This window comes from Luxibacter massiliensis (assembly GCF_900604355.1).
Classification (GTDB): Bacteria; Bacillota; Clostridia; order Lachnospirales; family Lachnospiraceae; genus Luxibacter; species Luxibacter massiliensis.
The window spans coordinates 3,696,510-3,723,489 of sequence record NZ_UWOE01000001.1 but is presented as its reverse complement, the minus strand read 5'-3'; the positions used below and the strand labels follow the sequence as shown (position 1 = coordinate 3,723,489).

Annotated in this window: 29 protein-coding genes and 3 pseudogenes; 23 read left to right on the top strand and 9 right to left on the bottom strand. The window is 44.4% G+C overall.

Annotation, left to right across the window (positions count from 1 at the left end; translation table 11 throughout):
• The first annotated feature begins 20 nt into the window (after positions 1-20).
• From EFA47_RS17450 to EFA47_RS17425, 6 genes are all read left to right on the top strand, one after another.
• Positions 21-1,751: an ABC transporter ATP-binding protein gene (locus EFA47_RS17450; protein ID WP_164690048.1), complete on the top strand. Its 1,731-nt coding sequence runs from the start codon at positions 21-23 to the stop codon at positions 1,749-1,751.
• 70 nt (positions 1,752-1,821) lie between these two features.
• Positions 1,822-2,010, top strand: coding sequence for a cysteine-rich KTR domain-containing protein (locus EFA47_RS17445; RefSeq protein WP_122644600.1), 189 nt, complete (start codon positions 1,822-1,824; stop codon positions 2,008-2,010).
• 90 nt (positions 2,011-2,100) lie between these two features.
• Positions 2,101-2,868, top strand: coding sequence for an ABC transporter ATP-binding protein (locus EFA47_RS17440; protein WP_122644323.1), 768 nt, complete (start codon positions 2,101-2,103; stop codon positions 2,866-2,868).
• Entirely contained in the window at positions 2,858-4,822 is a 1,965-nt protein-coding gene (locus tag EFA47_RS17435; RefSeq protein ID WP_206215544.1) for an ABC transporter permease, read from the top strand. The genes EFA47_RS17440 and EFA47_RS17435 overlap by 11 nt, the downstream gene beginning before the upstream one ends.
• A 25-nt stretch (positions 4,823-4,847) precedes the next feature.
• Complete coding sequence (locus EFA47_RS17430) at positions 4,848-5,162, top strand: GntR family transcriptional regulator (protein WP_081707233.1); 315 nt, start codon at positions 4,848-4,850, stop codon at positions 5,160-5,162.
• Between the two features lie 426 nt (positions 5,163-5,588).
• Positions 5,589-6,005 carry a winged helix-turn-helix domain-containing protein gene (locus EFA47_RS17425; protein ID WP_164690047.1) on the top strand — a complete coding sequence of 139 codons (417 nt, stop codon included), beginning with the start codon at positions 5,589-5,591 and terminating at the stop codon, positions 6,003-6,005.
• A gap of 87 nt (positions 6,006-6,092) precedes the next feature.
• Here the strand turns inward: EFA47_RS17425 and EFA47_RS17420 are convergent, their stop codons facing one another.
• Positions 6,093-6,932, bottom strand: a complete 840-nt coding sequence (locus EFA47_RS17420) for a hypothetical protein (RefSeq protein WP_164690046.1) — start codon at positions 6,930-6,932, stop codon at positions 6,093-6,095.
• Positions 6,933-7,399: 467 nt separating this feature from the next.
• Here EFA47_RS17420 and EFA47_RS17415 point away from each other — a divergent pair, with 467 nt between their 5' ends.
• From EFA47_RS17415 to EFA47_RS17345, 16 genes and pseudogenes are all read left to right on the top strand, one after another.
• A complete protein-coding gene (locus tag EFA47_RS17415) occupies positions 7,400-7,630 on the top strand; it encodes a DUF5348 domain-containing protein (protein WP_087162982.1) in 231 nt (76 codons plus the stop codon).
• A gap of 19 nt (positions 7,631-7,649) precedes the next feature.
• Positions 7,650-7,955, top strand: coding sequence for a hypothetical protein (locus tag EFA47_RS17410; RefSeq protein ID WP_087200876.1), 306 nt, complete (start codon positions 7,650-7,652; stop codon positions 7,953-7,955).
• A complete protein-coding gene (locus EFA47_RS17405; protein ID WP_087162984.1) occupies positions 7,952-8,437 on the top strand; it encodes a hypothetical protein in 486 nt (161 codons plus the stop codon). The genes EFA47_RS17410 and EFA47_RS17405 overlap by 4 nt, the downstream gene beginning before the upstream one ends.
• 252 nt (positions 8,438-8,689) lie before the next feature.
• On the top strand, positions 8,690-9,526 hold the full coding sequence (locus tag EFA47_RS17400; protein WP_087162985.1) for a tyrosine-type recombinase/integrase: 837 nt from the start codon (positions 8,690-8,692) through the stop codon (positions 9,524-9,526).
• An 83-nt stretch (positions 9,527-9,609) separates the two neighbouring features.
• Positions 9,610-10,062 carry a hypothetical protein gene (locus tag EFA47_RS17395; RefSeq protein ID WP_087162986.1) on the top strand — a complete coding sequence of 151 codons (453 nt, stop codon included), beginning with the start codon at positions 9,610-9,612 and terminating at the stop codon, positions 10,060-10,062.
• Positions 10,063-10,175: 113 nt separating this feature from the next.
• Positions 10,176-11,390, top strand: a complete 1,215-nt coding sequence (locus tag EFA47_RS17390) for an ATP-binding protein (protein ID WP_235853302.1) — start codon at positions 10,176-10,178, stop codon at positions 11,388-11,390.
• Between the two features lie 22 nt (positions 11,391-11,412).
• On the top strand, positions 11,413-11,556 hold the full coding sequence (locus EFA47_RS19975; protein WP_158095389.1) for a hypothetical protein: 144 nt from the start codon (positions 11,413-11,415) through the stop codon (positions 11,554-11,556).
• Positions 11,557-11,631: 75 nt separating this feature from the next.
• Positions 11,632-12,051: pseudogene (locus EFA47_RS17385) on the top strand (ornithine carbamoyltransferase); the annotation flags it as partial.
• 218 nt (positions 12,052-12,269) lie between these two features.
• Positions 12,270-12,935: an L-serine ammonia-lyase, iron-sulfur-dependent subunit beta gene (gene sdaAB / locus EFA47_RS17380; RefSeq protein WP_008394686.1), complete on the top strand. Its 666-nt coding sequence runs from the start codon at positions 12,270-12,272 to the stop codon at positions 12,933-12,935.
• Positions 12,935-13,807 carry an L-serine ammonia-lyase, iron-sulfur-dependent, subunit alpha gene (sdaAA, locus tag EFA47_RS17375; protein WP_021966152.1) on the top strand — a complete coding sequence of 291 codons (873 nt, stop codon included), beginning with the start codon at positions 12,935-12,937 and terminating at the stop codon, positions 13,805-13,807. Before sdaAB ends, sdaAA begins: the two co-directional genes overlap by 1 nt.
• 92 nt (positions 13,808-13,899) lie before the next feature.
• Positions 13,900-15,000 (top strand): ABC transporter substrate-binding protein, encoded by a 1,101-nt coding sequence (locus EFA47_RS17370; RefSeq protein ID WP_008394689.1) that lies wholly within the window; start codon positions 13,900-13,902, stop codon positions 14,998-15,000.
• 71 nt (positions 15,001-15,071) lie between these two features.
• On the top strand, positions 15,072-15,917 hold the full coding sequence (locus EFA47_RS17365; RefSeq protein ID WP_008394690.1) for an ABC transporter permease: 846 nt from the start codon (positions 15,072-15,074) through the stop codon (positions 15,915-15,917).
• A complete protein-coding gene (locus EFA47_RS17360; RefSeq protein WP_087162989.1) occupies positions 15,917-16,723 on the top strand; it encodes an ABC transporter permease in 807 nt (268 codons plus the stop codon). Before EFA47_RS17365 ends, EFA47_RS17360 begins: the two co-directional genes overlap by 1 nt.
• A gap of 5 nt (positions 16,724-16,728) precedes the next feature.
• Positions 16,729-17,733, top strand: a complete 1,005-nt coding sequence (locus tag EFA47_RS17355; RefSeq protein ID WP_015572993.1) for an ABC transporter ATP-binding protein — start codon at positions 16,729-16,731, stop codon at positions 17,731-17,733.
• 24 nt (positions 17,734-17,757) lie between these two features.
• On the top strand, positions 17,758-18,753 hold the full coding sequence (locus EFA47_RS17350; RefSeq protein ID WP_008394697.1) for a PHP domain-containing protein: 996 nt from the start codon (positions 17,758-17,760) through the stop codon (positions 18,751-18,753).
• A 64-nt stretch (positions 18,754-18,817) separates the two neighbouring features.
• A complete protein-coding gene (locus EFA47_RS17345) occupies positions 18,818-19,360 on the top strand; it encodes a TetR/AcrR family transcriptional regulator C-terminal domain-containing protein (RefSeq protein WP_008394698.1) in 543 nt (180 codons plus the stop codon).
• Positions 19,361-19,645: 285 nt separating this feature from the next.
• Here EFA47_RS17345 and EFA47_RS17340 read toward each other — a convergent pair whose 3' ends face one another.
• On the bottom strand, positions 19,646-21,322 hold the full coding sequence (locus tag EFA47_RS17340) for an IS66 family transposase (protein ID WP_087162990.1): 1,677 nt from the start codon (positions 21,320-21,322) through the stop codon (positions 19,646-19,648).
• A 13-nt stretch (positions 21,323-21,335) separates the two neighbouring features.
• Positions 21,336-21,605 (bottom strand): hypothetical protein, encoded by a 270-nt coding sequence (locus EFA47_RS17335; protein WP_087162991.1) that lies wholly within the window; start codon positions 21,603-21,605, stop codon positions 21,336-21,338.
• A gap of 323 nt (positions 21,606-21,928) precedes the next feature.
• On the opposite strand from EFA47_RS17335, the pseudogene EFA47_RS17330 reads away from it, so the two are divergent.
• A pseudogene (locus tag EFA47_RS17330) lies at positions 21,929-23,470 on the top strand (IS1182 family transposase); the annotation flags it as partial.
• Between the two features lie 190 nt (positions 23,471-23,660).
• Here EFA47_RS17330 and EFA47_RS17325 read toward each other — a convergent pair.
• The 6 genes and pseudogenes from EFA47_RS17325 to EFA47_RS17300 all read right to left on the bottom strand — a co-directional run bounded on the left by EFA47_RS17325 (position 23,661) and on the right by EFA47_RS17300 (position 26,931).
• Positions 23,661-24,344, bottom strand: coding sequence for a hypothetical protein (locus EFA47_RS17325; RefSeq protein ID WP_122644319.1), 684 nt, complete (start codon positions 24,342-24,344; stop codon positions 23,661-23,663).
• Positions 24,341-24,901 carry an RNA polymerase sigma factor gene (locus EFA47_RS17320; RefSeq protein WP_054353169.1) on the bottom strand — a complete coding sequence of 187 codons (561 nt, stop codon included), beginning with the start codon at positions 24,899-24,901 and terminating at the stop codon, positions 24,341-24,343. Before EFA47_RS17320 ends, EFA47_RS17325 begins: the two co-directional genes overlap by 4 nt.
• Before the next feature lie 84 nt (positions 24,902-24,985).
• Positions 24,986-25,288, bottom strand: a complete 303-nt coding sequence (locus tag EFA47_RS17315; RefSeq protein WP_087162992.1) for a hypothetical protein — start codon at positions 25,286-25,288, stop codon at positions 24,986-24,988.
• 134 nt (positions 25,289-25,422) lie between these two features.
• Positions 25,423-25,614, bottom strand: a complete 192-nt coding sequence (locus tag EFA47_RS17310; RefSeq protein WP_054353167.1) for a transposon-encoded TnpW family protein — start codon at positions 25,612-25,614, stop codon at positions 25,423-25,425.
• An 80-nt stretch (positions 25,615-25,694) separates the two neighbouring features.
• Positions 25,695-26,342, bottom strand: a pseudogene (locus tag EFA47_RS17305) (DUF4368 domain-containing protein); the annotation flags it as partial.
• The gene (locus EFA47_RS17300) at positions 26,263-26,931 is read right to left on the bottom strand and encodes a YodL domain-containing protein (protein ID WP_087162993.1); all 669 of its coding nucleotides are present in this window, start codon (positions 26,929-26,931) and stop codon (positions 26,263-26,265) included. The gene EFA47_RS17300 and the pseudogene EFA47_RS17305, both read right to left, overlap by 80 nt.
• Positions 26,932-26,980: the final 49 nt, after the last annotated feature.

Sequence of the window (26,980 nt, the reverse complement as noted above, 5' to 3'; positions counted from 1 at the left end):
GAAGAATAAGGAAAATGACCATGAAGAAAACAAAACCTGAAATACTTGTACGCCGACGACAGTTCACACGATTATTTTACAAAAATAATCATTTGAATCTTGCGCTTTCAATCTTATCAACAGTGCTAGGGGCAGGACTTAGCTTGGTTATTTCATGGCTTCTCCAGCAGACTATAGACTTAGCTACTGGTAGTGGCAAGACATTAACTTTGATCCAACTAGCGCTGTTGGCTGTAACAACGCTGCTATTTTGTGCCGTAGATGACTTAATAGGAGCATTTGCTAAACCAAAATTCCTTTCACGTGCTATTGGACAATATAGAGAGTTTGCTTATGCTGAGCTTTTGAAAAAAAATTTAGTGACCTTTATCCGAGAAAATACGGCAACTTACTTATCAGCATTATCCAACGATGTGAACAGTATCGAAATCAACTATTTACAAAAACTGCTTGATTTTGTAGGTAATACATTTCTTTTTCTTGGATCATTAGCACTGATGCTTTGGTATAGCCCGTCACTAACCATAATTGCACTGACACTCTCAGTCTTGCCACTGGTAGTATCCGTAAAAATTAGCCCGAGTTTATCCAAAGCGGAGACTCAAGTTTCACAGGAAAATGCAAGCTTTGTATCAACCCTAAAGGAAGGATTGAGTGGTTTTTCGGTTATAAAAAGTTTTCAAGCTGAAAGGGAAATTTATAGGCTGTTTACGAAAAGTAATCAACAGATACAGGAAGCTAAATGTCGTCGTTTGCGATATGCAGCAATCCTGACATCTGTTGGTTCTACAATAGCGACCGCCGTACAGTTATGTGTTTTTCTGATCGGCTGTTGGATGGCTCTTTCTGGCTGGGGTGTTACTCCGGGTATGATGGTAGTGTTTGTCAACCTAATGAACTACTTTAATATGTTTATTTCCGCCCTTCCGGATTTTATTTCTAATAGATCAGCTTGTAATGCTTTAATCGACAAATTGGCTGCTGTGTTGTCAGTAAATGTTAAAAAAGAAGGTATTGCTATTCCAAAAAGATTAGAACATAAGATTACAATAAAAAATCTTACATTTGGCTATAATAAAAGCCATCCAGTTCTACATAATATTTCTACTCATTTTACGGTGGGAAAAAGTTACGCAGTGGTTGGTTCTTCTGGCAGTGGTAAATCGACATTACTGCGTTTACTGATGGCAGCCGATGATAGTTACACCGGCAGTATTTATTACGACAACATTGAATTACGTACAGTTAACCCTAACTTGGTTTATGAACTGGTTTCTTTGGTAGAGCAGAATGTTTTTGTGTTCGACAGTTCTATACGCAATAATATTACAATGTTCAGGAATTTCCCGCAGGAGCAAGTAGAGTGTGCCGTAAGACTCGCTGGTCTTGAACAGTTGTTTAAAGCCAAAGGAGATGGTTTCTTATGCGGAGAAAACGGATGCAATTTGTCTGGGGGTGAACGGCAACGCATTTCTATTGCTCGGTGTCTTATGCGCCAGACACCGGTACTCTTGGTAGACGAAGCTACCGCAATGTTGGATAAAGAGACAGCATTTCAGGTATCCAGTGCAATTATAGACTTAGAAGGATTGACACGCATTGTTGTGACGCATACGTTAGACGAAGCCTTATTGCGACGTTACGACAGCATTTTAGTGTTGAAAAATGGAAGTATTGTCGAAAGCGGAAACTTTGATGAATTGATGGAAAAAACAGGATATTTTTATTCTTTATATACAGTGTCTCAGTAATTGTTTTGGAAATGTGAGTAATGAAAAATATATGAGATATAAAAAAGCAGATAGGATACAAGGTGAATATATGGAGAAAACAGACTTTATCCGTTGCCCCGTTTGTGGGAATAAAACCCGTGATAAAATTAGAGAGGATACCGTTCTCAAAAATTTTCCACTCTTTTGCCCTAAGTGTAAAAGAGAGTGTTTGATTGATGTTGAGCAATTCCATATAACAGTTATCAAAGCGCCAGACGCACAGCCGCAGAGCCGATAACACACAAGGTCAATTTCTTGTGGTTATCGGCTCTTTTGAATGGGGGTGCCGCTATCAAGCTATTAAAAACGATGAAGGAGGTCTGCCTATATGAATGAAGTTTTGAAACTGGAACATATCCAAAAATATTACGGCAGTAAAGGTAATGTCACAAAAGCAATTCAGGATATTAGCTTTTCTGTTCAGGAAGGGGAATTTGTGGGGATTATGGGGGCATCCGGTTCCGGCAAGACCACTCTGCTCAACTGCATTTCCACTATTGATACGGTCAGCGCAGGGCATATCTATCTGAATGGAACCGATGTGACGGAAATCACTGAAAAGCAGATTGCCCGGTTTCGCCGGGAGAACCTTGGATTTGTGTTTCAGGACTTTAACCTGCTGGACACTCTGACCATTAGCGAGAATATTGCTTTGGCATTGACAATCAATAGAGTTCCCGCAGGTGAGATTGATGGTAGGGTACGAGAAATAGCCGGAAAGCTGAACATCACGGATATTCTTGACAAATATCCCTATCAGGTGTCTGGCGGTCAGAAGCAACGATGTGCTTGCGCCAGGGCAATCATCAATCAACCCAAACTGATTTTGGCAGATGAACCTACGGGCGCTCTGGACAGCCATTCATCCCAAATGCTACTTTCCGCTATCCAGAGTATCAATGAAACGCTTGGAGCGACAATTTTAATGGTAACACACGATGCTTTTTCCGCAAGTTACGCAAACCGTATTCTTTTTTTGCGTGACGGTACTATTTTTACGGAGATTTTCAAAGGCAGCAATTCCCGCAGGACTTTCTTTGAAAAAATTCTGGATGTCCTCACCATGACGGGAGGGGGCGTGAGTGATGTATGCTAAACTTGCATTTCGGAATATTCGCAGGAGCCTTCGGGATTATATCATCTACTTTGTGACGCTTACGCTGACTGCGGCATTGATGTATTCTTTCTTGGCGCTGGGACTTTCCCCGGACATTCTTGCCATGACAGAAAATATGTCAATGCTTACCACTGGCATTTTGATACTGTCGGCACTAATTGCCTTTATGTCCTCGTTTGTCATTGGATATGCTGTTCACTTCATGTTGGGCCAACGCAAAAAGGAATTTGCTGCCTATGAGCTGATGGGCATGGAAGTGAAAACCGTCCGAAATCTATTTTTGGTGGAAAATGGCATAATTGGCGGGGTAGCTTTTTTGCTGGGAGCTTTGATCGGAACCGGCTTATCCGGATTGCTAAATCAGGTTATCCAGAATATTTTCGAGGTTCCGCACACTTATCGGGTTTTGTTTTCTTTCCGCGCATGGGGAATGACACTTTTCTTCTTCATTCTGATGTATGGATTTGGAATGTTTCGCGCAGCAAAGGTTATCCGGCGGCAAAAAGTGATTGATCTGCTTTACGATAACCAAAAAAACGAGGAAATCGGTTTTCATTCTTTGCTTCGGAGTGTTCTAACTGGCTTACTCTCGATTGCTGTTATGGTTGCAGGTGTAATTCTGCTGGAAAAAGGACTTCACATCCAGACTAATGAAGCATTGTTGTATTGTGGCGGAGCCTGTCTGCTAATTCTTGTGGCTGTTTATGAGCTACACCGAAAGATCCCGGTTTTGCTGTACCTGCTTGCCAAACGAACCCCCCAGCGAAAATATCGAGAGGAAAATCTGTTTTTCTTGGGGCAGATTGGCAGGCGTATTCAATCTTCCGGGCGTACAATGGCTGTTGTGGCAATCTTGTTGACGATTTCTCTTACAACGATGTTTATAGGACTGACAATGGGCGCAGGCTATAAGGCCAATATGGAGGCGTATTATCCCTATGACGCCGGTGTAGCCATTGACGCACCCTTGACCAAGGATAGCATGAATTCTGTCCTCTCCTTTGTGGAGGAACGCTGCAAGGTGGAGGACAGTGCAACCTATTACTTATATACAGTTCCCGGTAAAGCCATCGAAGCCTTGTCTTTGTCTGACTATAATCGCTTGCGAGAGATTTTAGGGCTTTCGTCTGTTTCCATAAGTAATAACGAATTTTTAGTTCACTGTGATACATGGAATTATGTGGATGACATCCAGCAGAGATTGGAACAGCAGTCTGAAATTACATTGAATGGTCAGACCTTGACCGCAGCGGAAACGCCGATCTTGACTGAGCCAATGGAGCAGTATCAAATGGCAGGAACAAATGGATATGTGCTTGTCCTGCCGGATAAAGTGGCTTCACAGCTATCCGGGGAGAAAATTCGCCTTGTGATGAAACTGGCGGATGGTGGATACCCGGAACTTAGAAGCGAACTAAGACAGTTTTTGAACAGTGGAGAATGGTTGCCAGACATCCAACCCGGACAGGAACTACCGGAGAAAATGACAATGGGGATAACAGTAAAAGCGTGGGGTGTTGCCAATTCACTGACCGGATTTACAACTCTCTCCTTCTGCGGGCTGTATTTGAGTATTATTTTTATCATTCTTTCCTGCTCGGTTCTGGCTTTTGAACAGCTTTCTTCTATAGACAAAAACCGGAAAAATTATGCGGTGATTGATCGGCTGGGCGTATCAAGGCAGAAACAGGTTGCCTTGATACGCAAGGAACTTTCCACTATGTTTTTTATCCCCTTGCTATTCCCCATCATACTTACCGTTTTCCTGATTGCAGGAACACAGCTCCTTTTCGGGAAATCGTTTTTGCAGGAAGGACTTGTGTTGTTCTATGGCATGGTGACAATTCTGTTATTCTGTGCTATTTACCTAACCTATTTTGGAGCAACAATGTTCCTGTTCAAAAAGGTAATTCTTCGGCCCAAAATAAGATAGAGATTGTTGAAAGGAACGGTATTGTATGAGCTGGGATATTGATGTTAGCGAAAAATTGTATCAACGCCTTGCAAATGAGATTTTCTTTCGTATTTTACACGGCAAATATAGAACAGGAGATAAAATGCCTTCTTACACCGAGCTGGCAAAAGAAGCTGGAAGTAGCCCGGAAACTGTTAGGAAAGCATTTCGAGAACTACAACATTATGGCGTGATTGAAAAAATGCGGCGAGGTTATTTTGTAACTGCGGATGAAGCGGTTGTAATGGCTTATCGTCAACAATATCTTACAACCATTGAGAAAAAATATCTTGTTGCAAAAGCAAAAGTAGAAATCTGAAACAGTATATTGAAGCTATCCTGCCCCCAACGGGGAAAGAAAAAAAACGTTGCAGGGCAGGTGCTTTTGTGCGCTCATTTCACAATTTTATCCTGACGGCGGTTTTGAACAAATCTAGGCCATCGTTCTCTTTGCCCCTCAAACTGACGACGCCCTGACGCTGGCAGGATCGGCGGCCCACGGAGGGAGCCGCCATGAAGCAAAGAGCGTTTCGACAAATTAAGACGGGCTATGCACTGTCAAAAAAAGCCCGTCCCCGGCTACGGGGACAAGCGGCCATGAGTATGCACTATATTATGTCGTACGATTTTTGCTGCATAAAAAGCAGTATGAGGAAGTCCTAGCAGAATAAGAAATCTGCTGGATAAAATGATGTCAGTGAGCAGAGCTTCCCCAAAATAAGGAGATGGAAGGAGCGAGAACACTTTGAGAAAGCAAATGGTGATTGAATTTCCAGAGGAGCGGATGCCGGAGATCTGCAGCATCAAAAGAAAGCTCCAGGCTCTGGAGGGGGTAAAAATCTACATGGAGCCGCAACAGATCCTATATCCGGGATTTTTCCTAGATATGCTCCAGCGTAAGGTTATGGTGGAGGAAAAAGAGGTGCTGTTGACTGCTAGGGAATTTGATATCCTCGCAGTCATGGCCCGGCATCCAGGGCGTGTGTATACCTATGCGCAGATCTGTCGCATGATCTATGGAGAAACGGATATAAGGGAAGAAATGTACAGCAGTGCTTACTGTTTGATCGGCAGCCTGCGGAAGAAGCTGGAGAAAGATCCACGGCACCCTCGGTATCTTCATACCGTATATGGTGTCGGGTATCGGTTTGAGATTGCATAAAATAATAATCGTTAAAACCATCAAGGGGCGCTGCTTTTTACACAGCGTCCCTTGAGTTCTTTCATAAGATATTTACTACAGTTTCTATTACGAGAACGGCATGGTCGAGCCATGGTAACCATCCACATGAAGCGGGAGGACTGTAGCTCCGGATTCTACTTTTTTGATCTGCGCGTCATGAGATAATCCCAGGACAGCGCAGCCACACGAAACCTTTTCAATGACCGACTGGCCCGATGCCAGGTCAACGATTGTATGCCCGTTCATTGTCCCAAGCCGTGCATTTCCATTCAAGCTCAGAATACGGGAGTTGTCCTGCATGGTATGGATCTGGCTATCCCTATATGCATGATGAATAAGTGAAATATCTTTCATTTTATGGACAACTGCATTTTCGCACAAATTAGTGATCATAGCATGGTCATCCAGGCATTGGATCTGGGCGTTTCCCTGAACATTCTTAATGAAAGAGTTCCCTGTGATGATCTCTGCCTGAGCATGATCCTCCATAGTATCGATGACAGAATCAAAACAGTAGATTTCTGCATCTCCGCATACGGTTTCCACGTCACAGTGATACAGGATATGCTTACCACTGCTGATCAACTTAATCGTCTCATTTGCCCGTAAGTATTTCTTCTGCCAATCTTCCAGCGCTTTTATGATTCTTTCCTGTATAGCTGGATTGTCACAATCAGATTCAGTAGAAGAACTGTAACAAGAGCAAAAATCTGGACGATGTAATCTGGGATTAAGCCACCATTTCCAGGCGTATGGATCCAGCGTAAATATGCGATAGCTGTCATCATCCATTACATAACCAGTATCTCCTGCTTTAGAGGCAAGTATTTCATTGATACCCGTATTCCTCCTTGCTGTTGCGTAACCTTCATTTTCAAATAATACAATACTAAATTCTAATCTCATTTTTTCTCCTTTCTTGTGGCGTGTTCCTCCGGAATATTCCTGCAATCCTCCTTTCCTGCTTTTAGGCATAAAAAAAAGAATGAAGCCGGGGGCTCATTCTCAAACTTCGTACAGAAATCTCTGCAAAATAAAAAAAGCCAGAAGGTACTGCTCTAATAGCAGAATATCCCCCTGACTGATTACAAACCTAAACAGCATATCCTTTTCCGGATAAACACAAGTAATGATTACAAAGTAAGTATATTACCATATATAGTATGTGTCAAACAAAAATACAACAAAATATAGTTTTGTTCGGATTTTTTCAATAAAAGTTGCTATTTACGCATCCCATACGTATGAAATAAGTAACAGAGCCATATGAAGCGTTAAGGGAAGTTTTAGTAGAACAAACAGAAAATCATCCACTCTGCGAAAATGCAGCCCTATTATTCTTATGAAAAGTAAAAATACAGGAGGAAATTACTATGGTAAAGAAAAAAGGCGTTTTATGCTATGACCGGGAATCTGGGAGGTATGACATCTACTTTGGAAACGGAAGCTATTACGGCGGTCTGCATTGTGGGGACTGCTTTGATGTGGAGATGGATGGAGACTGGGTGCCGGTTCGGATTGAAATGGATGATGACTGGTATCTTGTGGGAGTTCCGAAGATCCGGCTGGACGGCCTGACAGTCCGGGCGGATTGGTACGAATAATCTTGTCAGGAGGGCGAACATGAAAAAGGAATGGGTGAAACCTGAGATCAAGTTTATCACGGATCCGGATATTATCCTGGGATGCCTCTATGAAGTGTATGGACAGGAACAGAAGTCTGTATTGGCTGGGAAGAATATCCGGCATACGATGATCTTCCCTTTTCTCCGGATGCTGGCAAATAACACACAGGGAGATGTCAGGAATCTGGAAGCTCTGCATCAGCGGCTCTGGAAGATATATGAAAAAGAACCGGAAAAGCAGGTGTTTGTACAGCAGGGAGAGAAAATCCTGGAAGCTGTCAGGAAAGGAGAAGATGGTGGATGATTTCCTATGAAAAAGCAAAAATGGGGAAGCAGCTGATGAAACAATTCATTGCGGAAGGGGAACTGGAAAAAGCAGCGTTAATCGGGTTGATGTACCAGATGCCGATTCGGATAGGGGATGCGATAAAGCTGCGGAAAAGTGACCTTTCCGGGAGGAATGTTTTAAAGATCTCTGCCAAATATGGAAAACCTTATACGAACCGGCATGGCAATCCTTATCGGATCACCAGACAGCTGAGGAGTCTTCTAAATTCTATCAACAGGGACTCTGATTTCATCTTCACACGGAAGAAGGAGTATTATATACATTTATTCCACATATATTGGGGGTATTATCATCTAAATGACTTCCGGTGTGAATATTTGAGGAACGAAGAACTGCTTGAATGTCAGAGACGGAAGAAACAGTCCAAACCAGCCCAGCGCTTCACCGTTGAGGTAAAGGACGGGAAGCTGATTTTCAAAAGGGTGAGCGGCACCTAAGCTGCCCCCTGAAATCATCCAGATCGGACAGCGGAAAAAATCTGCTGTCCTTTTTGCGTTTTTATGCTGTGAAACGTATGGATTATATATAGGAAGCGTGTCAGAACCATGCCATTTTCTGAACGCAACATAATAGCAATTATGTTGTGTTGGAGCTGAGCGAGGCAGGGGTAATCCCATCTGAACGCAACATAATTACGTACACATCACTGAAAAGTGAACGCAACATAATCGCAGAGGGGAATGAGAAGCATGGCATTACTGGATGATTATAGAATTTATCTGAAGGAACAGGGGAAAGCGAAAAATACCATTCAGACTTATAGCAGGCACGTTGATGAATACTGTCGGTGGTACAGGGACACGTTTGGGGAGGAACTGACGCTGCTTTACCATACCAACATTCTGGATTTCCGGTCATACCTTCAGAATGTCAAGAGGCTGAAATTTAAAAGCATTGATACGAAACTATCTTCGCTTTCCAGCTTTAATGAATTTCTGATCAAGTCTGGCATTCAGGAAGATCTGGTAATTATGCGGGAGGACCGGCTGAAATTCCAGCAGGAGATTGCAAGCCCGGCGGATATAGAAAAAGAGGAGGTGGATGCGTTTCTGCAGAAGGTTTTGGTAAATACCGGGAAGCGGAATTATGCCATTGCAACAGTCCTGGCCTACGCAGGTCTGCGGGTCAGTGAGTGCATCAATATCAGTCTTAGGGACATGGATTTGCAGGCAAGAGAGCTTCTGGTAATTGGGAAAGGGAATAAGCAAAGGATCGTGTTCATCAATGACAAGATCATTCATGCAGTCCGGGAGTATCTGAAAGAAAGGAACTCCCAGTCTGAGTATATGTTTATCAGCAGGAACGGTGGGAAACTCCACCGCAGCAGTGTGAACCGGTTTTTTAATCAGTGTTCAGATAAGATCACACCGCACTCGCTCCGGCATTACTTCTGTTCCCGGGCCCTGGAGATGGGCTATACGATGGCAGAGGTCTCAAACCAGGCGGGCCATGCCAGCGAGCGGACTACGGCTATTTATACGAATGCCAGCCGGCAGAAGATGAAGGAGAAGGCGAATCTGCTTTAACTAGATACGAATGATGTGAAATCCCCCGCAGTCAAGCCGGAACACACGATAAAAATAAACTTAGAAAAGGAGATGTATGCAAAATGAGTATTTGTGACAAGGCACGTCAGGGAAAGCGACTGATGAATCAGCTGATAACGGAAGGAAATCTGGAACTGGCAGCTTTAGTCGGCTTAATGTATCAGACCCCAATCTGTATAGCTGATCTGACAAGAATGAAAAAGAGTAATCTTAAAGGGAACGCTGTCTGGACTGTTGCAAAAAAGACAGGAAAACCCTACGTTGACATTTGTGGACACGCATATCGAGTCACAAAAGAATTAAGAAATTTGCTTCTTTCTATTAATTGTGACACTGATATGATTTTTACAAAATCTGCGGCTATTTATAGGAAGGAACTCAAAAAATATGGTCTTCCATTTCCCTTGCATGAATTTCGGCATGAGTTTATTTTCTATGAATATATCAGGCATCGAAGTAAGAGGCGACACAAAAGCCGGCTGACAATGATAGATGTGTATTTGCATGAAAAGTAGACTGGCGGTGTACAACTGATGATAAAAATGTCCTTGTATAAAATGACAAAAAGTTGATTATAATAAAAATGTGAGGTATAATAATGATAAAATTCATGAAGGATGTGGAATGTATGGAAATGATAAGACGAAATCTATATCTGAATCGGATCCGACCTTTTATAGACCAGGATTTGATTAAGGTGTTGATTGGACTTAGAAGAAGCGGAAAGACCATCCTGCTCTCACAGATACGAGACATCCTCCTGGAGCGCGGAGTCGCGGAAGAGAATATTATTGAAATCAATTTTGAATCCAGACGGTTTAAAAAGCTGGAGGATGCGGATACCTTTTATCAGTATGTAACTAATCGTGTAGAAAAGGCAAATGGAAAAGTATACTTATTTCTGGATGAAATCCAGCATGTAACAGAGTGGCACTCAGTCATCCCTTCCTTCCGGATTGATTTTGACTGCGATATCTATGTGACAGGCTCCAACAGCAAATTGCTGTCCGGTGAACTGGCAACAAATATGGCAGGCCGATATGTTTCTTTTCATGTGTATCCTTTTGTGTTGTCCGAGATACAGGAATTTTATGAGGTCAATGGACTCCCATACACCAGGGAACAGCTTTTTACGGATTACCTGAAATATGGCGGTCTGCCGATGCGCCTGGTGCTGCCGGATGAACATTCCGTCCGCACATATCTGGAGGATGTCTATGATTCTGTCGTGATGAAAGATATTCTCTCCAGATATGCCATTCGCAATGAGAGTCTTTTGCGAAAGCTGCTGGAATTTCTGCTGGACAATATCGGAAATCCGTTCTCTGCACGCTCGATCAGCCGTTCCCTGATATCAGCCGGCCAATCAACCACAGTGGACACGGTGCTGAATTATATTGATAAGCTGCAGGCAGGTATGATCCTTTCAAAAGCGGAAAGATATGATATAAAAGGGAAAAACATCCTGGCTTCAACAGAAAAGTATTATGCTGGTGACATCGGGCTTCGTAATGTGAGCAAAGCCAGTGAGCAGATCGACACAAGTAAACTGTTGGAGAATGTGGTATATCTGGAAATGTTGAGCCGGGGATATGAGGTGAAGGTAGGAAAACTGGATACTCAGGAAATTGACTTCGTATGTTACAAAGGACAGAAGAAACTCTATATCCAGGTGGCCTATGTACTGTCAGAGGACTGCATTGCAAGAGAATTTGGCAATCTGGAGAAGATCGATGACAATTATCCGAAATATGTGATCAGCAGTGACATCGTAGATCTAAGCAGGAATGGTATTGTCCATAATAATATCATTGACTTTCTGCTGGATGAGAAGGATATATAAATCAGCGAAAAAGGAGCCGTCCGTGAGGGCGGCTCCGAGCCGTTTGTATGCGCCATTTGAGGACTACACCATGGCAGAGGTGGCAAATCAGGCCGGTCATGCAAGCGAGCAGACTACAGCTGTTTATACGAATATGACCTGGGAGATTATTATACCTTGGATATAAGGTTTCCTATTTGGAAACTTTTCGCAGAAAAGTTAAATGTGTGTCTATTGTCTGTTGAACATAGATTATAAGCAAAACGAGCTTGTCGCACAGTGTCAGGAGTATGCAAAGGAATCAGGTGCAACGATCACGCTGACATCCGATGTAAAAGAGGGAACAAAAGATGCCGACGTTATCTACACAGATGTATGGGTATCCATGGGAGAGCCGGACGAAGTATGGGAGAAGAGGATTAAAGAGCTCTCTCCATATAAAGTGACAAAAGAAGTGATGGCAAACGCAAAAGACAGCGCGATCTTCCTGCACTGTCTTCCCGCATTCCACGATCTGAAGACAAAGATCGGAAAAGAAATGGGTGAGCGTTTTAATATAGAAGATATGGAAGTGACGGACGAAGTGTTCGAGTCCGAACAGTCTAAAGTGTTTGACGAGGCAGAGAACCGTATGCATACGATCAAGGCTGTGATGATGGCTACGCTGGGAATTGAAGAATAAGAACAGATACCGCAGGTAAACATATTTTTGAAGCGGCGTCTTCGGACAAGTGCCGGACAGAGTTAGAAGTATTAATTCTGTCCGGCATTTTTACGTGCTTTTTACATGGATGTAATACAACCGGGAAAAGATATCTGTTAGAATTACACTTGAATATGTCTGTCGGACGAATATGACGCCATGTTGCGGCTAAAATTATTAGAATGGAGAAATAGAAGATGAACATATTTGATATTCTCGGCCCTGTTATGGTTGGCCCGTCCAGTTCCCATACGGCGGGAGCGGTCAGAATAGGGTATGTTACAAGGACAATGCTGGGAGAAGAGCCTGTGAATGCCATGATCAGCTTGAGCGGTTCATTTGCAGCGACAGGGAGCGGACACGGAACAGACCGGGCGCTTATCGCAGGGCTTCTTGGTATGAAGCCGGATGATATGCGCATACCGGACAGCTTTGAACTGGCAGAACAGGAGGGGCTGTCTTTTTCTTTTGCAAATATACGGCTCCCAGGGGCACATCCGAATACGGCTGTACTGGAAGTGGAAGGGAAAACAGGACTGTCAATAAAAATACAGGCATCCTCGCTTGGCGGAGGCCGGATTATGATCGATAAACTGGATGATACGGAAGTACACTGTACAGGTTCCTGTCCGACTTTGATTATACACAATCAGGACAGTCCGGGTATGGTATCGGAAGTAACAGGTATTTTGTCGCGGAAGAATGTTAATATTGCGACTCTGCAGCTTTATCGGGATAAGAGGGGCGGACTTGCAGTAATGGTGATAGAGACAGATCAGACGGTTCCTCGGGAAACAGTCTCCATGCTGGAGAAGTTGGAAGGTATTGAGCGTATTATGTATATCCGTGGGGAGGAAGTGTAATGTCGTATTCATCTTTAAATGAGATCACACAGAGGTGTAACAGCGAAGGTATTCCGTTTTGGAAGGCGGTACAGTATTCAGATATGGAGGAACGGGAAGTAACAGAGCAGGCGTCCTTTCAGATGATGCAGAAGATGTGGAATGCTATGAAAGCAGCGGGAGATTCTTACGATAAGGATCAGAAATCGCGCAGCGGTCTTGTAGGGGGCATGGGCGGTCAGATGAGGAGTTATATGGAAAAAGGCGATACGCTGAGCGGGGATTTTATGTCCGAAGTGATTGCACAGGCATTGGAGATGGGCGAGTCGAATGCCTGTATGCACCGGATTGTCGCAGCGCCGACTGCCGGAGCCTGCGGTGTGCTTCCGGCAGTGCTCCTTCCGATATACAGCCGAAAAACAGCATCGGATACTGAGATCACGGAGGCAATGTATACAGCCGCAGGGATAGGGCAGGTTATTGCGTCCCGGGCTTTTATTGCAGGTGCGGCAGGCGGTTGTCAGGCTGAAATCGGCTCGGCATCGGCAATGGCTGCGGGGGCGCTGGTATCCCTCAGGGGAGGAACGGCAGAGCAGATCGCACATGCGGCTGCTATGGCGCTCAAAAATCTTCTCGGGCTTGTCTGTGATCCGGTGGCGGGACTGGTTGAAGTGCCCTGCGTTAAGCGGAATGTGATAGGTGCGGTTAATGCCGTTTCAAGCGCAGATATGGCTCTTGCCGGAATTGTAAGTAGAATCCCGCCGGATCAGGTCATCGATGCGATGAAAGAAGTAGGGGAGAGTATGCATATTTCTTTAAAAGAGACAGGGGAAGGCGGAGTGGCCAATACTCCGGAGGCAAGAAAAATAAAATTTAACCTGAACTTACAATGACTTAACGTTCCGTTGGTGATTATTTTACATCATTTTCCTATAATGTATCTCGGTAATTCAAAAGAAAAGAAGTTGAAAAAGGGAGAACAGGAATGAAAAGAAGAATAATAAGTGCGTTGCTGCTTGTCTGTATTACTGCGGCAATCGCTTCAGGATGCGGTTCTGATGAACCGGTTGAAACAGTTGATCTGAACAGTATGACTCTGGAAGAGATTGAAGCACAGGCAAAAGAAGAGGGAGAACTTGCATCTGCGGCGATGCCTGATACATGGGCCAACTGGGGTGAAACATGGCAGGAGTACACAGATACGTACGGGATTGAGCATGTGGATACTGATATGTCTTCTGCGGAAGAAATTTCGCTGTTTGAGACAGAGGGGACAGATGCTACGAAGGATATTGGTGATGTAGGACAGGCATTCGGACCGGTAGCGGAAGAGCAGGGAGTTACACTTCCGTATAAGACAAGCTACTGGGATTCGATTCCGGACTGGGCGAAAGACGATGACGGAGACTGGATCATAGGATATTACGGCACAATGTCTGTTATTGTTAACAACAAGATCGTAAAAGACACACCTACATCTTTTGAAGATATCTTAAACGGTGATTATATAGTTGCAGTCGGAGACGTGCAGGCTGCCACTCAGGCTCAGTATGCAGTCCTTGCTGCAGCAATTGCTTACGGCGGAGATGAAAGCAACATTCAGCCGGGACTTGATTACTTCAGACAGATTGCTGAGCAGGGAAGACTTGACCTCGGCGAGTTTACTCAGGCACGTATCGAGAAAGGAGAAGTCGGAGTAGCTTTCTTATGGGATTTCAACGCTCTTGGTTACAGAGAGCAGTTTGTAGAGAATAATCCGGATGCAGACTTTACAGTTTTTATCCCGTCTGAGGCATCTATCCAGACCGGATATGCTACAATTATCAACAAATATTCAAAGCATCCGTGTGCTGCGGCTCTTGCGAGAGAATACATTTTAAGTGATGAGGGACAGATCAATCTTGCAAAAGGTTATGCAACACCGATACGTGAGGATGTGGAGCTTCCGGACGATGTGGCTTCAAAACTCCTGGACGACAGCCAGTATGCAAACGCGAGAATGGTAGAAGATCAGGATGCATGGGACGAGACCGCGCAGACGATCGGAACATTGTGGCAGGAAGAGGTTGTAGCTTACGCACAATAAAATGTATTGACGGATGACCGGACTGCTGCATAAAGTGCAGCGGTCCGTTTTATGTAAAAGGTGAGGTTAATATGAAAACACAAAAGAAAACATACATATTTGCGCTGGTGCCGTTTTTGCTGCTATGTCTTCTGTTTGAGATCATACCGGTCATTTTTACGGTCATCAGAAGTTTCTTCCCGGAGGGAGGAGACATGGGATTTACACTTGATAACTATATTAATATATTTACCGGAAAACTGTATCAGCAGGCCATAGTCAACAGTCTGCTCATCTCGATTCTTTCTTCGGTTATCGGGCTGCTCGTGGCATTTATCGGTGCAAAAGCAGTCCATGAGGAAAAAGGTAAACTGAAGCAGGTATTCATGAGTATTCTGAATATGGTATCAAATTTTTCGGGCGTACCGCTGGCGTTTGCATATATCATTATGTTTGGAAACATCGGTGTCATGACGATGATCGGCGCGAATTACGGAATTGAATTTCTGGCGGAGTTCCCCCTGTATTCTGTATGGGGACTTCTGCTGATATATGTATATTTCCAAATCCCCCTGTCCACACTCCTGCTGATCCCGGCATTTGATTCGATCAGAAAAGAGTGGAAAGAAGCGGTTGCCCTTCTGGGCGGCAGCCGGATGACATTCTGGAGGAAAGTCGGCATCCCAGTACTGATGCCGAGTATACTGGGAACATTTTCTGTATTGTTTGCCAACGCACTGGCAGCTTATGCGTCTGCCTATGCACTGCTGATGAACAATGTATCACTGCTTCCGATCCGTCTGTCGGAACAGTTCGTCGGCGATATCATACAGAGACCGGAGTTCGGAAGTGCGATTGCAGTCATCATGATGGTCTTCATGGTGATCGCCATTGGCGTACAGAATAAGATGACTCCAAAGAAAGGGGGGAGACGCTGATGAATACAGAAAAAAAGAAACGCAATGCAGGATCAAAGATTGCGATTATTGTAATTATAGTGTATCTGCTTCTCCCACTGGTAATGACGCTGATTTACTCCCTTTTTCAGGAGTGGATCGACGTGATGCCGACAGGTTTTACTCTGGGAGCTTATACAGAGCTGTTTACTGATCCTCTGTTCTGGAAAGCAGTCGGGCGTACGGTTATTATTTCTATTGTTCCGATCGTGCTGTGTACAGTGTTTGTACTGCTGGCGATGTATGTGGTAGTTGTCTACCATCCGGAATGGGATAAAATGATTCAGATTCTGTGTACGATTCCGTATGCAATCCAGGGCGTCATCCTTCCAATCTGCGTTCTGTCGCTTTACAGCAGTGCGCCGGAACCTTTCGGAGACAGAATGTTCATGCTTGTTGCGACTTATATGGTTGTAATCCTTCCCTATGTATATCAGGGAATCAGAAATAATCTGAACGGTGTCGGGGCGCCAAGGCTTATCGAGGCGGCGCAGATGCTGGGAGCGAGCAAGTTTTACGCATTCTTCCGCGTCGTTATTCCGAATATTATGAGCGGTGTCACAATTTCAGCCATGCTGGCGATGGCAATTGTATTTGGTGATTTCGTTATCATTAATACACTGGCGGGCGGACAGTTTATGACAGCACAGATGTATTTATATGATGTAATGAAAAAATCCGGGCAGAGGACCTGCGCCGTGATCGTTATACTTTTCCTCGTAACTCTGATCATTTCGGCTTGTGCATTTTTCCTGCAGTCGAAGGGCAAAGACAGAAAGGACAGATAAAGAAAATGGCTTATATTGAATTTAAAAATATCGATAAATTTTATGGTGATAATCATGTGTTAAAGGGAATCAATCTGGAAATCCAGAAAGGTGATTTTGTTACACTTCTGGGCCCTTCCGGATGTGGAAAGAGTACGCTGCTCCGCTGTCTCGCAGGACTTGAGCAGATCTCAGGGGGACAGATACTGCTGGACGGTGAGGATATTACAAACAAAGATCCAAAGGACCGTAATATCGGAATGGTGTTCCAGCAGTACAGCCTTTTCCCGAATATGACGGTAGAAGAGAATCTTTCTTTCGGATTAAAACTTCAGAAACTTCCGTCAGATGAGATTGGAAGACGTGTAAGAGATGCCATTGATATGGTAGAGTTAAAAGGAAAAGAAAAAGAGTACCCGGGAAATCTTTCCGGAGGACAGCAACAGAGGGTCGCTCTTGCGAGAGGAATTGTGATGCAGCCGAAAGTGCTGCTTCTGGATGAACCTCTGAGTGCTATTGATGCGAAACTGAGAAAATCTCTTCAGACGAGCATTCGGAGAATACACAAAGATCTTGGTCTGACGTCTGTGTTCGTAACCCATGATCAGGATGAGGCAATGGTAATGTCTGATGTGATACACCTGTTCCATGACGGCGTTATTGAACAGTCGGGCAGTCCTGTAGAAGTTTATACAAAACCGGAGACGACTTTTGCGGCAGGATTCATCGGAAATTATAATATTCTGGATGCGAATGCCATGGAAGCAATTACAGGAAAGAAATGGAACAGCGGACAGTTTGCAATCCGTCCTGAGACTTTCCTGCTGTCCAAGGATACGATCACGACGGAAGATTACCGTATGAACGGAACGATCATTGACTATGTGCCAAGAGGAAATGTGCTCCGCTACCATATTGATATCAATGGCGTGGAAGTGTATGCAGACGTGCTGTTCCGGAGTATGTCTATGTTTAATGTGGGTGAGAAGATCAATGTAGGAGTGGCCGATCATAACTGTGTGCGGCTTTAAGACCGGGCGGCAAGGAGGAAAAAAGTGGATAAAATTACAATACGCGGATTTTCGGAAAAAGGAAACTGGTACAAGGGGAATCTTCACAGCCATACGGTGAATTCTGATGGAATGCTTACCCCTGAACAGTCTGTAAAGCTTTTTAAAGAGCATGGATACAACTTTCTGTGCTTTTCCGAACATGATAAGTATACGGATTACAGAGCGGAATTTGACTGTGATGACTTCATTATCCTGCCGGGGCTTGAGGCGTCCGCAATCCTTTATTATGATGAGGTTTCCGGGAGAAGAAAAAAAGTACATCACATTCATGGCATTCTCGGCACAGAGGAGATGCAGAGAAATGCGGTCCTTCCATTGTATCAGCACAATGAGATCCATCCGGTGCATAAATATTACGGACAATGGGACGGGGCTGCGGCTGCCCAGAAACTGGCGGATGAAATGATACAGCACGGTATGGTAGCTACATACAATCATCCGATATGGTCGAGAGTGAGAGAAGAGGAATTTATAAATACAGAAGGAATCTGGGCACTTGAGATTTATAACTATAATACAGTTAATGAAAGTAATACCGGATATGATGAAACATATTTCGATGTGATGTTAAGAGAAGGAAAGAAAATTTTTGCTTTTGCATCGGACGACAATCATAATGAAGGAAATTTCGATGACGCATGCGGAGGCTACATCGTGGTCAAAGCAGAGAGGCTGACGCATGAAGATATTGTACAGAATATGCTGGCAGGAAATTATTATTCATCATCGGGACCGGAGATCCGTGACTGGGGAATCAGAGACAATGTGGCCTACGTTGACTGCAGTCCGGTCTACAGGATTGACTTTGTTGCTGGAAATGATATAAATGACGGTATTTCCAGAGTGTGCGGATCTTATGACGATACGATTGAGCACGGAGAATACGAACTGAAGGGTCATGAGACTTATGTTCGGGTAAAATGTACGGACAAGAACGGAAAAACTGCATGGAGTAACCCGATCTGGCTTGCAAAATGATAAATTTTTTACTTGTTTCTTTGGAAAAGGTATAATAAAATAGCATCACAGAAGAGGTGTTTATATGAGAGAAGACATGAAAGCAGTGATTGCAGATACCTTTTCCCAGATGCTGGATAAGGAAGACATAGATAAAATTACGGTGACAAAGCTGATCGCGGAATGCCATATCTCAAGGCAGACATTTTATTATCACTTTAAAGATATTATGGATGTGCTGGAGTGGACGTTCCGACGTGCCACGCAGGAGCTGGTGCAGAAGAGCCTGAATGAAGAAGACCGTTTGGGAGCACTGACCACTTATGTCGCGTTTGTGCGGCAGAACAGGAAAAAATTCGAGCGGTTGCTCTATTCCCGCCGCTGGGTTCAGATCGAGGGGATGCTTGTCGAGGCGGTAACCGTATATCTGGCGCAGATAGCGCGCAGTAAGGTTCCGGAGCTTGACCTGAGCGTGGATGATCTGGAAGTGATGCTGAGGTTTTATGCCTGCGGAATGGTGGGAGTCCTGCTGCAGTATATGGAAAAACCAAACCTGAATGAGGAAAAGCTGGTCATACAGATGGAAAAGATCATCACGGGAAAGATGTTTCCGGGAAAACATGATTGAGAATATTGTAAATGAAGAGGGGCTGTCGCACTAAATAATTAGTGCGGCAGCACTTTTTTGCAGAGAATAAGAGCCAGGTCTGTGCAAGGCCTGGCTCTTGGTGTAAAATTTATTTATGCGAATAAATAAAATCCTACAGAAAGATTATACCTTATCTTCTCTGTACTATCAAATCAAACTTCCGCTGGATGTGGAAATTTTGATTCCGGCGTTACTGTTCAGACGCTAACTTGAATTAGGAAAACCGATGGTTTAGACTATTCTCAGTCAAAGCCATCGGTTTTCTTATCCAAAAATCTGCGAGATCTTTTCAAATAAATTCTGTTCCTCTTTTTGGCGCATCATAACAAGCACGCTCATACATTTGCACAGGGAATCGATGCTTTCCTGACTCCGAAATGACACAGCCTGCTGTTGTTTCCTTTTATAGCTCCGAAGAAGCCGTTCCGCTTCATTGTTCGTAGCGGGAACTCTGTGATCGTGAAGGAATAGTAAGTGGTTCTCCATATATTTTTCCATTCGCCGGTATAGATTATATCCCTCTTTATAATACTCATTCGGAGGCACATCCTTATATTCTTCCTCCGCTTTGTGCAGGATTTCCCTGTAGCGCGTTTCAAATCCTGCTATTTTTTCACTATCCGGCTCATCTTCCGGGGAAAGCCCGTTCCGGTAATGAATCATTTCCTGGATCAGGATCCGCATTTCTCTGTTCCACGTACGGTCCTGCTCGTTCTGGATGCTGTCCTTGAGGTATCTCAGGATATGGGCAAGACATTCCTGATGTCCTGTCTGATATTGATAAAACGTGCTCTCATGGTCATGTACGAGGATCCCCTGGTAATCCTCTGTTACTGTCCCTTTTACCCCTTCGTGCCCTTTCCTGTCACGGGCAAAATACAGCGTTTTCCCGTCCGGAGTCGCACATACAAAAACATACATAGGTTTTCCATTTACTTTTGCATTGGTACAGTCCGTATGCATGACTGGGGAAAGAAGCATTTCTGCAAAAAGTTTTTTCCGTTCCTGCTCTGTTTTTGCAGCAAACTCCTGGCACAGGCTGCTGACCATACCCTTTGAGATATTCAGTTTTCCCTCAGTCAGATCACACAGGAATTTCCTGCTTTTATCGATGGAAGTGCAGCATTCATTATTCAGCAGAAAAAGAAATGCCCGGACACTCCCGCCGTAATTCACATCATTGACCACTCCCGCTGGGAACGGTGCATGTGCCAGTTCTCCGGTCTTGGAATTACGGTATACGTCTGCATGATATTCCCGGACATCAAGCATAAGCCGGATGTTGACCAGCTGCTTTATGATCGTTTTTTTTGTCTTTTTAAAATCAGGATCATCCAGTACTTCCTGTGGAGGCAGAAGGCAGATCGGTGGCACAGTCGGTGTCTGACGTTTTCTGCAGTGCCCTTTATGCCCGGTCTGTCCCCCTGGCTTCCTTCCGCTTTTTTCCCGGTTGTTCGCAATCTTTTTATGACGGATTGTTTTGGAAGATGGAATGGATGAATTCTCATAATCGCGGTTCAGCTGGGCCCTCAATTTCAGGTTCTTTCCCTTTTCTTCCTCCAGAGCGGTTTCTGCGTCATATCTCAGATGGAGCTGTTCCAGATATTTTTCTTTCCACTGATCACGGGAGTCAGTTGTTTCCCGAAGCATCTTCCGCAGTGCCCGGATCTCTGATTCTTTTCTTCTGCTTATTTTCTTTGTTTCTTTTTCCATGTCTTCATAGACCTGGAACCAGTTCTCCCTGTTCCGAACAGACTGTCGGATGGCTTCTTCCAGTTTGGCTTTCAGCTGGCGGATTTCCCGATCTTTCTCTTCCAGCAGTCGCTCGTATTCTTTCCGCAGACGGAGCATTGCCGCGCCGGATTCCAGCAGCCGGATCCGTTCCCGGAGCGCTTTGTTTTCATACTGAAGCTGTGTGGCATACTCAAAACTAACCTTCATAAAAACCCCTGTTCTATCGTTTCTTTTCTATATCTCCCAAAATGGTATTCAGAATCTCTTCCTGTTCCTTACAGATCTTTTCCAGCAGATCACATTCCCGTGCCATTTCTTTTCCCTTTTTCAGAAGTTCACGGTTCTCTTTCTTTAGATCCTGGATCAAGTCCTCCTGTACCTGGATCTGTTTTTCCTGGATCTGCAGCATATCGTCCTGAGCCATGCATCTTTGTTCCAGGGCAGTGCATTCCTCTTTTAATGTACGGATTAATTCTTCATATCGATCCATCTTTTCAAAAATCTCCTGCTACGATTGAATTCATGGTTATATTATAGCGGAATCAGCGTAGAAAAGCGAATTTGCCTATATGTGGATAAAGTCAAAATGACAAGAAAAAAGCTCTTCATCAAAGACAGAAAAGAGCGTGAAAACAGAGAAGAGAGAGAGGCTTTACCTCAATAAAAGGGCATTCAGAACATTTTGGGGGTAAGTTATCCACACAGCAAAAAAGACCAATTGATTTATTAACAAATGGCCTTTTCTAGTAGAAAAAAAGTTTTTTTAATTTCGTCATTTTTACTATAACGGATTAATAGGGTGTGAACAGTAACATTCCGGCAGATGATCCGGTCCGTCTTCTGAGTGCATTTGTGGAGGGAATGGAACTCAGCGATCTTTATCAGACTTATGGAAAGATAAAGAAAAATCAGGCGACACCGAGACAGCTGTTTAAGATCATGGTCTACGCCAGCATGAATCGGATCTATTCCAGCCGGGATATCGAAACTGCATGCCGCAGGGATATCAACTTCATGTACCTTTTGGAAGGGAAACCAGCACCTGACCATGCAACCTTTGCACGTTTTATTTCTCTGCATTTCGCACAATGCTCGAAAAAGACATTGGCCGAGGTGTCGAAACTCTTATATTCCCTTGGGGAGATTTCCGGGAAAAGTATCTTTATTGACGGAACGAAAATAGAATCCGTTGCGAATAAATATACTTTTGTCTGGAAAAAAGCCATTACGAAAAATCAGGCAAAACTATTCGATAAGATTCTTGTCTTTGTGGAAGAGTGTGAAAATCTTTACGGTTTCAGGATCGCTTATAACGGGAAAGTCTCTCTTCACACATTAAAAAGGCTGCGAAAAAAGCTGTGCAGGATCAGGCAGGAGGAAGGGATTGTCTTTGTTCATGGAACCGGACGACGAAAAACACACCTTCAGAAATCGCTGGAAACTCTGGAAACTTACATAGCAAAACTGAAGGAGTACAATAAAAAGCTTTATGTCTGTGGAGACCGTAACAGTTATTCTAAAACAGACCCGGATGCGACTTTTATGCGAATGAAAGAAGATGCCATGCTCAATGGGCAGCTGAAACCGGCTTATAATCTTCAGCATGGAGTGGATTCAGAATACATCACATGGCTGGATATCAGTCCACGGCCTACGGATACGAGGACCTTGATCCCATTCCTGAAAGATATGGAGTTGTATCTTCCGTTTAAATATCAGGAGATTGTGGCAGATGCAGGATATGAAAGCGAAGAGAATTACCTGTTTCTCGAAGAAAACGGTCAGCTGGCCTATATCAAACCCCAGAACTATGAAATTTCCAAAACCCGAAAATACCGTCAGGATATCGGGCGGATGGAAAACATGAAATATGATGAGAAAGCGGACTGTTATTACTGTAAAAATGGACAGGTGTTGACGATGCAGTACGAAAAGAGAGAAAAGACGGCCAGTGGATACCGGAGAACCGTTACCGTATATCGAAGTAACGGATGCAGCGGATGCCCTTTCAAAACAGACTGCATCAAGGGGAACAACTGCAAAACACCAATGGAAGACCGCCAGAAAGTACTGTACGTTTCGAAAAAAATGAAAGAAAAACGTCAGGAGACATTGGAGCGGATTACCAGTGATTATGGTACACAGCTCCGAATGAACCGAAGTATCCAGGCCGAGGGAAGTTTTGCAAACATCAAAGAGGATATGGAACTCAGACGATATTTATATCGAGGGAATGCAAATGTAACCGCCCAGAGTATCCTGCTGGCGATCGGGTATAACATAAACAAACTTCATCATAAGATTCAGGCAGGAAGGACAGGGCGTCATTTATTTCCACTCAAACAAACCGCCTGATTTTGACAGCTCAAAAGTAAATCCTGAAAATGAACCTTTTTTCAGAAAAGGTTTATTAAAGTTCGCCTTTTTATAGAAACGGAATAAAAGAAGTGAATATTTCGGCTTAAAAATAGCAAAAAGATGCTGCCGCATCTATGATTTTCTAATCATTGATGCGACAGCCCCGCCTTTGTTAATGGTATTCTGTTCAGTCTTTGCGCTGGATCACGGGAACCTGTTTTACCTTTTTGCCCTCGGTCAAGTCAGATTTGTTGAATAGCTGTCCATTAAATTCAACGGTTTCATTAGAATCTATATCCTCAGAAATAGGGGTCAATGCCTTTAATAAATCTTCGCCTGTAACACCTAACTGAGCATCATCACTTGCAAATGGAATCCGCAACAAATATTCTCCGTCTACTTCATAAACATATACATAAATACCAGAACCGATGTCTTGCGTATCACCTAAGAATGAAAGGACTTCCTCTCTTGTCATGGTCGGTGTTAATTCTCTTATCTGTTCAGATGTTACCTGTGTTGGTGTTTCAATCGGTTCTTTATTATCTGGCAATCGGTTAAGTATTTCTTCGGTCAATGGACTACTTTCTCCGGCGTCAATCGTTTTTGCGGCTTCCTTTATTTCTTTTCGAGAATAATCGCTTAAATCTTCAACAGGAATACCGAGAGAAGTAAGATAATCAACAGCCGCATTATATTGAATTGTATCAATAGCAAATGCGGTTAATGGTACTATCAAGCACAAACAGGCCGCAATAACTCCCCATTTAATCCAGAAAGGCTTTTTGGCTTTCTTTTTGTAATTGAGGGCTTCGTCAATGTATTTGTTGTCAAGCTCGCTCATAGCGTCGGAAAACTTTTTCGCGTTCATACAAATACCTCTCTTTCAATCAAGTATTGTTTCATCTTTTCGCGGATACGGGTCAGCCGGACGGAGATGTTTTTCTCCGAAAGCCCCATAAACTCGGCTATGTCCTTGTAACTGTCAGCAAACCAATAGCGACGCATGAAGATAACGCGGTTTTCGAGGGTCAGCGTGTCCAAAAATTCCCCAATGATACGGGCTAATTCCCTGGCTTCGATTTCATCTTCTACGGTTTTCTGGTCTGCGATGTAGCCCTCGATTTCCTCTAAGGCAATCTTATAGTGCCCGCTTCGTTTGGCTGCTTCCTTTCTCCAATAGATTTTGAGTGAAATGTTCCGAACGATTTTCACGATGTAACTGAGCAACGGGTTAGGCCGTACCGGGGGAATGGCGTTCCATGCGCCTAAGTAAGCGTCATTGACACATTCCTCCGCGTCCTGTCTGTTGTTCACGATGTTATACGAGAGGTTGTGGCAGACTGCTCCATATTTATTATCCAGTTCCCGTATGCCTTGCTCGGAACGCTCAAAAAACAGGTCTATGATTTTTTCATCATCTATCATCTCACCGCCTCCTTTCCGGCTTCACCTATATACTACGGTTTTAGCGGCGAATACTACATCAAATCCAAAACTTTTTCAAAAAAATTATACCATACTTCGTGTGAGATTGCTCGCGGCGGCTTTCGCCGCTTCACTGGCGGCTCTCCGGCGTTCCTCACTGTATGGGGCGGTCAGACGGAAAGAGAAGCGGCCTTTCTCAATATCAAACTCCATGCAGCCCGTTTCCGGGTCTGCGTCGGTCTGCTGGCAGATCGCCGGATAACGGCGGCTGTATGCAAGCAGACGCTTTTTCAAGGCGGTGTTGTGGGTGCGGATATGGATAAGGGGGTCTTTCTCGTCAAACCAAATATCGGTGGTCTTTTCCTGCTTGGTAAGCCCTGTTCTCATGCAAGCTCCTTTCTGCGCCCCTGTTACTGAGTAGGGGCATTTTTCGGGTGTTTTCTCCGGCTCTTGACTTGGAGAAAACAGCGTTTTTGACGATAAAAACCGCCCGGATGGGGAATGTATCGTCGGGGCGGCTGTTATCGCAAGATTTCCGATTTTTCCGGCTCTTGACCGTCAGACACGGATAAATGCGAACTGTCGGCAAGTACCAGTTTGAGCAGCTTGTCGCGGAATGTTTCTGTGCTGCTGTGATTGAAAAATAACTCCGCAACAATGGTCTGCCCGTTCCTCTGCGTCGTGATGATACTGTCGGGGGTCTGTTCTGCCATAGGCGGCTCCTTTCTCCGGGCGCGAAAAAGAGGATTTCCCGTAGTTGGAAAATCCCCTCTCGGCTGTCGGTTATTCTGTTTTACTGTGCGGGCTGTGCGGCGGCGGTCTGCGCCTTTCTCCTTGCCCGGTATTCCCGCGCCTTGATACGCTCATACTCCCGCTGCTTTTCAAGGTTTCGCGCCCGGTACTCCCTTGAATACTGCCGGTGGTAGGCGCGGCTCTTTTCCTTTTTGGCTTCTTCGATTTCCTCCCGCATTTGCCGGATTTCCTGCTCGGTCGGCTCTGCAAGCTGCGTTACTTCGTTCTCAAACCTGCCGATATAGTTGAAATATATGCTGATGTGTTGGATTGCGTATCTCGCCCTTTTCTGGTCGCGCTCATGCACTTCAATCCGGTTGATAAACTCGTTGAGAATGGCGGGGGTGAGGTCTGTAAAGGCGGCATGGCGTTCCGTCAGCTTCAAAAACTTCTGCGCCCGCCCTCCCGCGTTCTCATAAGCGGATAGCTGCTCTTGGAGTGTGGCAAGCTCCGTTTTCAGTGTGTAGTATTCTTCCGAATATTTCTGCGACATTTGCTCATAGCGGTCTTGCGGGATAGTGCCGAGGGCGTTGTCCTCATAGAGCTTATTCAGCACCTTGTCAATCTGTTCAAGGCGTGTCGTGATTTGCGGGATACGTTTCTGCTGCTTCTTGGTCTGGTCGGTCTGCTGCATGGCAAGGTTCTTTTTGCGTATCCTCGAACAGAAGGACAGCAGGACGTTCCAGAAAATCTCGCTGCCGCCAAGGGGACTCTTCCTTCTCCTGGTAACGGAGCCGGTATCCGAGCTGGCATTGACTGTATTTGCAGCGTTGGAGCTGGACCTGGATACAGGGATGAATAGAAATTCCCCCGTTATCCATATAGGCCAGATAACCTGGCTTGGACCGATTGACCTGCTCAAAAGGGATATTGTCATGGTTCTGAACTGGCAGCATGGCGTTTTCCTTCTGAAATGCTATTTGAGAAAAACCAAATGTATCACAGAAATAGAAACGGCTTTCTCCCGGTGAGTGCTGTATTTCCAGAATGTCAGAGACTGACATGGAATGTCCGGTGAAACCGATCTTTTCCAAATAGCGGGCATCCGCTTCATCTTTGCGGTTGAATATCCGGTAGATTTCTTCCAGCGTGGCGACTTCCGTTTCTCCGCAGAATACGGATTCATAAATTTCTGCAGGCGGTGATGGATACCCGGCTTTTTGAAAATAGGAAAGGGGCATAAATATCAGCCGGTCCTGATCCAATTCCGGGATGATCTGATAGATCGTTATTTTCATAAGGTATCGTCCTCCTTTGCAAAAGAAGGACCTCCCTGGTTGGAAGATC